Here is a 6,450-nt window from a genome sequence, read left to right as displayed (position 1 = left end):
CTCAAGGACTGACGCCCGCCGACGGTGACGACGGCCGGTACCCCGGAAGCCGGGTACCGGCCGTCGTCGTCCGGAAGGCTCCGTGGTCACGCCTCCTGACGTGCCGGCTCGGGGCGGTCCGGCTCGGGGCGGACCGGCGCGGACGCTGCGCGCAGCTGGTCGCCGTTGAGCAGCAGGTTGAGCAGGATGGCGCTGATCGCACCGGCGCTGATGCCGGAGTCGAAGATCAGCTGGAACCACGTCGGGAACTCGGCGTAGATCTCCGGGCGCACGGTGGGCAGCATGGCGACCCCGAGGGACACCGCGACCACGAGGATGTTCTTGCTGGTGAACGTCACCTTGGTGAGCGACCGGATGCCGGACGCCGCGACCATGCCGAACAGCGCGATCCCCGCGCCGCCGAGCACGGCGCCGGGCACGCCCTCGACCACCGCGCCGACCTTGGGTACCAGGCCCAGGACGACGAGGATGCCGCCGGCCATCGTCGCGACGTAGCGCGACGCGACCCCGGTGAGGCTGACGAGGCCCACGTTCTGCGCGAACGCGGTGTACGGGAACGTGTTGAACATCCCGCCGAGGACGGTCGAGAGCCCGTCCGCGCGCAGTCCGTCGCCGAGCCGCCGCTTCGTCACCGGCCGGCCGGTGATCTCGCCGACGGCGATCATGTCGCCGGTCGTCTCGGTCATGATCACGAGCCCCACGACCAGCATCGACACCACCGCGGCGAGCGGGAACGTCGGCAGGCCGAAGTGGAACGGGGTCACGACGGCGAACCAGCCCGCCTCCCCGACGCCCGACCAGTCGACCTTGCCCATCGGCAGCGCGGCGAGCGTGCCCAGCGCGAGCCCGAGCAGCACCGAGAGACGCGCGAGGGCGGGCGGGGCGAAGCGTTCGACGAGCACGATGAACAGCAGCGTGCCCGCCGCGAGCGCCAGGTCGGACGGCGCGGCCGTCGCCCCGTTGTTCGTGATCCACCCCGCGGCGACGTCCATGAGCGAGACGCCGATGATCAGGATGACCGTGCCGGTGACGAGGGGCGGGAAGAACCGCAGCAGCGCCGAGAAGAACGGCGCGACGAGGATCATGAAGAGGCCGCAGGCGATGGTGGCGCCGAAGACGGCGGTGATGTCGTACGTCGTGCCGATGGTGATCATCGGGCCGACGGCGGCGAACGTCACGCCCTGCATGAGCGGGAGCCGCACCCCGAACCGCCAGAACCCGAGGGACTGGATGATCGACGCGATCCCCGCGACGAACAGGTCGGCGCTGATGAGGAACGCCAGGTCCTGCGCGGAGTAGCCGAGGGCGCCGCCCACGATGAGCGGCACCGCCACCGCCCCGGCGTACATCGCGAGCACGTGCTGCAGCCCGAGCGGGAAGAGCCGCGCCAGCCGCGGCACCTGGTCCACCGGGTGCGCGGTCACGGGTGGTGCTGTGCTGCGTGAAGCTTCGGACATCGGTCGTCCCCTTCCGTCACCGGGCGCCTGGGCGGCGCGTCGGGACGACCGTAGGGAGCGACGGTTTCCGTGGGATCAAACAGCGTTTCCGGGAGGTGACATCTTCTCGGATGAACCTTTCACGTCACCCGGTCGTGAGGACGACGACGTCGTGCGGGGCGAGCGGGAGGGTCGCGGCGGCGGCGTGGCGCGCGCCGGTGAGGACGTCGGTGAGAGCAGCGGCCCGGACGCCGTCGGGCCCGGCCGCGAGCGCCGCGGCGAGGACGAGCGTCGCAGGGCGGTCCGTGTGGTTGAGAGCCACCAGGGTGCCGCCCCGCCACACGGTCTCGACGCCCGGGACCTGGCCGCCGAGAGCCACGCCCGCGTCGTCGAGCGCGGCGCGGAGCACGGCCTCGAGGCCGCCGCCCGGCCCGCTGAGGTCGGCGCCGACGTACCAGGCGCGGCCCGCGCCGTGCGCGTGGCGCGCGACGGCGACGCTGCCGGCCAGCGGCCCGTCGTCGTAGGTGGCGAGCACCTCGGCGCCGTCGGAGCGGGCTCGTTCTCCCAGGGTCGTCGCGGTGCCGTGGTGCCCGGTCTGCGGACCGGCCCAGGAGACCGCGCTGCCGCCGTCGGGCAGCGGCACCCACTCCTCCGCGGAGACCCCGAGCACGTGCCGCAGGAGCGAGGGCGAGCGGCCCGCGTGCAGGTGGGCGAGCCCGTCCGCGACGCCGCCGAACGGCCCCCACACCAGGTGCCCGCCGCCAGCCACGTAGGCGTCGAGCCGGTCGGCGGCGGGCTGCTCCAGCACGGCCAGCGCCGGGGCGAGCACGAGGTCATAGGACTGCAGCGGGTCGCCGGGCGCGACGACGTCGGCGACGACGCCGAGCCGCCACAGCTCCCGGTGCCAGGCCTGCAGCGTGGCGAGCGGGTCGAGCCGCACCGTCGGGAGCGCGACCTGGGTGGCGGCCCACCACGACGGCCAGTCCCACAGCAGCGCGACGCGCCGGTGGACGGGCTCGCCGACGAGGCCGCGCAGCGCACGCAGCTCGGCACCCAGGGCGCGGACACCCGCGTGCACGGTCGTGTCCGCGCCCGCGACGGGCAGCATCGCGGAGTGGAAGCGCTCGGGGCCGGAGCGCGCCTGGCGCCACTGGAAGAACAGCGCGCCGTCGCCGCCGTGCGCGAGCGCCTGGAGCACCTCGGTGCGCAGCCGCGCGGGCGACTTCGTGAGGTTGTGCTCCCGCCAGCTCACGGCGCTCGCCGCCTGCTCCATGCGCAGCCACGGCCCGCCGCCCGCGAGCCCGCGGGCGAGGTGGTTGACGAGGGCCGCGTCGGCGGGCGCGTCGGGGGACGCCGGGTCGGGGTAGGCGTCGTCGGCGATCACGTCGAGGTCCGCGCGCCAGCCGTGCGGGTCGATGCCGCCGAAGAACCCCATGAGGTTGGTCGTCACGGGACGGTCGGCGTCGTGCCGCCGGATCACGGCCTTCTGCTCGCGGTAGAGGTCGAGCAGCAGGTCGGAGCCGAAGCGCCGGAAGTCGAGCTCCTGCGACGGGTTGCGGTGGTAGGGCGCGACGCGCGGCGGCAGGATCTCGGCCCAGTCGCCGTACTCCTGCGACCAGACGGTCGTGGCCCACGCGGCGTTGAGCGCGTCGAGGGTGCCGTACCGCGCGCGCAGCCAGTCGCGGAAGCGCTCCGCGCAGCGGTCGCACCAGCAGAACTGCCCGTACTCGTTGCCCGCGTGCCACATCCGGACGGCGGGGTGGCCGGCGTAGCGGGCGGCCACCTGCTCGGCGATCGCCCCGGCCGCCTCCCGGTACGCCGACGAGGACGGGCAGAACTGGTTGCGCGAGCCGTAGCTCAGCACCGTGCCGTCCGCCGTCGCGGGCAGCGACTCCGGGTGCCGGTGGCCCAGCCACGGCGGCGGCGAGGCGACCGGGGTGGCGAGGTCGACGGCGATGCCGGCGTCGTGCAGCAGGTCGAGCACGTCGTCCAACCAGGCGAACCGGTACTCGCCCGGCCGCGGCTCGAGGTGCGACCAGCTGAAGACGCCGACCGTGACGAGGTTGATCCCCGCCTCCCGCATGAGCGCGACGTCCTCCCGCCAGACGGCGGGCTCCCACTGCTCGGGGTTGTAGTCCCCGCCGTACAGGATGCCCAGCTCGTCCGTGAGCCGTGCGAGTCCAGCCGCCATGCCGCGATACCCCCGTGGACCGTCGAAGCGCTTCGATGCGCGCGCCAGCCTACCCACCCCGAGTTGTCAGGACCAGAGCCACGTCCACCCGGCCCTGGCCCTGACCGCTCGTGATCAGCCGACGCGGCCCGCCAGCCAGCCCGCCAGGTGGTCGGGGCGGTCGGTGATGATCGCGTCCACGCCGAGCGCGACGGCGGCGGCCCAGTGCGCGGGCTCGTTCAGCGTCCAGACGGCGGTGGAGAGTCCGGCCTCGTGCAGCCGGGCGACGACGTCGGGGTCGTCGCGCAGCACGGTGCCCTGCGGGTTGCACATGACGACGTCGAGGTCGCGGCACCGCTCGACGAGGTCGTCTCGGGCGGTGGTGACGAGCAGGCCGCGGCGCAGCCCCGGGTCGGCGTCGCGCAGCGCGGCCACGGTCTCGGGCCAGAAGCTCTGCGCCACCGTGCGGTCGGCGAGGCCCGCCGCGCGCAGCGGCTCCGTCACCCGCCGCACCTCCCGCGCGGACCACGCGCCCTTGACCTCCAGCAGCAGGTCCAGGCCAGGGCGGGCGCGCAGCAGGTCGGTCACCTCACCGAACGTCGGCACCCGCTGCCCCGCGTACGCGGGCGAGAACCACGACCCGGCGTCGAGCAGCCGGACCTCCCGCAGCTCGAGGTCCGCCAGCTTGCCGCTGCCGTTGGTCGTCGCGTCGACGGTGTCGTCGTGGATGACGACGACCTCGCCGTCGACGGTGAGCCGCACGTCGATCTCCAGGGCGTCGGCCCCCGCGAGGACCGCGCTCTCGAACGCGGCGAGCGTGTTCTGCGGAGCGACGGCGCTGTTGCCGCGGTGCGCGACGACGCGCGGCCGTCGCGAACCCTTCGGCCCGGTCGGCCCGGTCGGCCCGGTCGCGCCCGTCACAGGTACGGCTCCACGTTCTCGGTGTACGCCGTCTCGATGCGCGGCGCGACGGCCTCGAACGCCGTCTTCGGGTCGGCGTCCTCGATGACGATCTGCTCGAGCGCCTCGTTGAGCAGCGCGTCGGCGCCCGGCACGAACACGCGCACGTCGTCCTGCACGCGCGCCTTGTCGGCCAGCTGGTCGACGGCCGTGCGGAACTGCGGCGTCTCGGAGTAGGTCTGCTTCATCGCGTCGCTCTCGACGGCGGAGGTGCGCACCGGCATGTAGCCCGTGGCCTGCGAGAACGTCGCCGTGTTCTCGGTGTTCGTGAGGAACTCGAGGAACATCGCGGCCGCGAGCTGCTCCTCCGGCGTCTTCGACGACGGGATCGCGAGGCCCGTGCCGCCCGTCGGGGTGCCGCCGCCGGCCGGGCCGTCCGGCAGGTAGGCCGTGCCGACCTCGAACGACGCGGCGTCGAGCGCGCCCTTGAGCGAGCCCGTGGAGCCGATGGTCGAGGCGACGAGGCCGGACGAGAAGTCCGCCATCGCGTCGTCGGCCGAGAGCGTCGCGACGCCCGAGTCGTGGAAGAGGTCGCGCACGAACTCGCCGCCCGCGACCGCCTCCGGGGTGTCGAGCGTGAGGTCGAAGCCGTCCGAGTAGGCGCCGTCCTGGCCCCAGATCATGTTCTCGAACCACCAGGCGCCCCACGACGGACCGGTGGACAGGCCGAGCGTCGAGCCGCCGTCCGGCACCTCGCCCTTGAGCTTCGCGTCCCAGTCGATCAGCTCGTCCCAGGTCTCCGGGCCGCGGTCCGGCAGGCCGGCCTTCTCCCACAGGTCCTTGTTGTAGTAGAAGAGCGGGGTCGAGCGGGCGTACGGCACCGCCCAGTGCTGGTCGTCGTACTCGTAGTCGGCGTACAGGGCGGGCTGGAAGTCCTCCGCGTCGGCGTCGAGGTACTCCATGACGTCGTCCACCGGCATGATCTGGTCGTTCAGGCGGTACCGGAACCACCACACGTCGGACGCGATGACCAGGTCCGGCAGCTCGTCCGTCTGCGACGCGGCCTGGAAGCGCTGCGCCACCTCGTCATAGTCGGCGCCGGCGGTGACGAGGTCGACCTCGATGCCGCTCTCGGCCGTGAAGTCGTCGATGAGCTGCTGCTCGAGCTCCTGCGACTGGCCCGGGTGGTTGCTCCACCAGGTGATCTCCTGCGCAGGCTCGACCTGCGACCAGTCGACGGCCTCGGCGGACGCGTCGCCGGAGGCCGTGGCCCCGACGCTCGGGCCGGCGCAGGCGGTGAGGGTGAGGGCCGAGACCGCGGCGAGCGCCGCGACGGCGGTGCGGGTGCGGCGGGCGGGACGGTGGGACACACGTGCTCCTTGGTTCGGGGTGGTGTTCGGGAGGCGGGCCGGGCGGGACGGGGTCACCCCGTCACCGCGCCCGCGGTGAGACCGGCGACGAGGCGTCGCTGGAGGATCAGGAAGACGAGCAGGATGGGCAGCGTCACGACGACGGTCGCGGCCAGCAGCACGCCCCAGTTCGACATGCCGTCGGTGTTCTGCAGCAGCGTGAGGCCGACGGGGAGGGTCATCTTGTCGGCGTGGTCGACGACGAGGAACGGCCACAGGTAGTCGTTCCACTCGGTCACGACGGACACCAGCGCGACGGCGGCGAGCGTCGGCGTGCTCATCGGCACGACGAACTTCCACAGCTTGCGCCAGTGCCCGGCGCCGTCCAGCTCGGCCGCCTCGAGGATGGACGCGGGCAGCGTGAGGAAGTGCTGCCGGAACAGGAAGGTGCCGAACGCGCTGGCCAGGCCCGGCACGAGGATCCCCTGGTAGGTGTTGAGCCAGCCGAGGCTCGCGACCAGCGTGTAGTTGGGGATGATCGTGATCTGCGGCGGGATCATCAGGGTCGCGATGACGAGCCCGAACATGAGCTTCT

At 73.3% G+C, this 6,450-nt stretch carries 5 protein-coding genes; all 5 read right to left on the bottom strand.

The annotated features are described in order from the left end of the window. Positions 1–86 precede the first annotated feature (86 nt). The gene (locus tag ACFWEK_RS17260) at positions 87–1,424 is read right to left on the bottom strand and encodes a nucleobase:cation symporter-2 family protein (RefSeq protein WP_430554831.1); all 1,338 of its coding nucleotides are present in this window, start codon (positions 1,422–1,424) and stop codon (positions 87–89) included. 157 nt (positions 1,425–1,581) lie between these two features. After that, entirely contained in the window at positions 1,582–3,627 is a 2,046-nt protein-coding gene (locus ACFWEK_RS17255) for a beta-galactosidase (protein ID WP_430554830.1), read from the bottom strand. Positions 3,628–3,741: 114 nt separating this feature from the next. Continuing rightward, a complete protein-coding gene (locus ACFWEK_RS17250; protein WP_430554829.1) occupies positions 3,742–4,527 on the bottom strand; it encodes a glycerophosphodiester phosphodiesterase in 786 nt (261 codons plus the stop codon). Beyond that, complete coding sequence (locus ACFWEK_RS17245; RefSeq protein ID WP_430554828.1) at positions 4,524–5,876, bottom strand: ABC transporter substrate-binding protein; 1,353 nt, start codon at positions 5,874–5,876, stop codon at positions 4,524–4,526. Before ACFWEK_RS17245 ends, ACFWEK_RS17250 begins: the two co-directional genes overlap by 4 nt. 53 nt (positions 5,877–5,929) lie before the next feature. Further along, a partial coding sequence (locus tag ACFWEK_RS17240) for a carbohydrate ABC transporter permease (RefSeq protein WP_430554827.1) occupies positions 5,930–6,450 on the bottom strand: 521 nt, incomplete at its 5' end.

Origin of the sequence: Isoptericola sp. NPDC060257, assembly GCF_042726645.1 — a bacterium.
Taxonomy (GTDB): domain Bacteria; phylum Actinomycetota; class Actinomycetes; order Actinomycetales; family Cellulomonadaceae; genus Isoptericola; species Isoptericola nanjingensis.
The sequence above is the reverse complement of the archived record's forward strand: the minus strand, read 5'-3'. Positions and strand labels throughout refer to the sequence as shown.

What these genes read in the sequence shown, in the direction of transcription:
- ACFWEK_RS17255 (WP_430554830.1), bottom strand. Translation starts at nt 3,627, where the DNA reads ATGGCGGCTGGACTCGCACGGCTCACGGACGAGCTGGGCATCCTGTAC.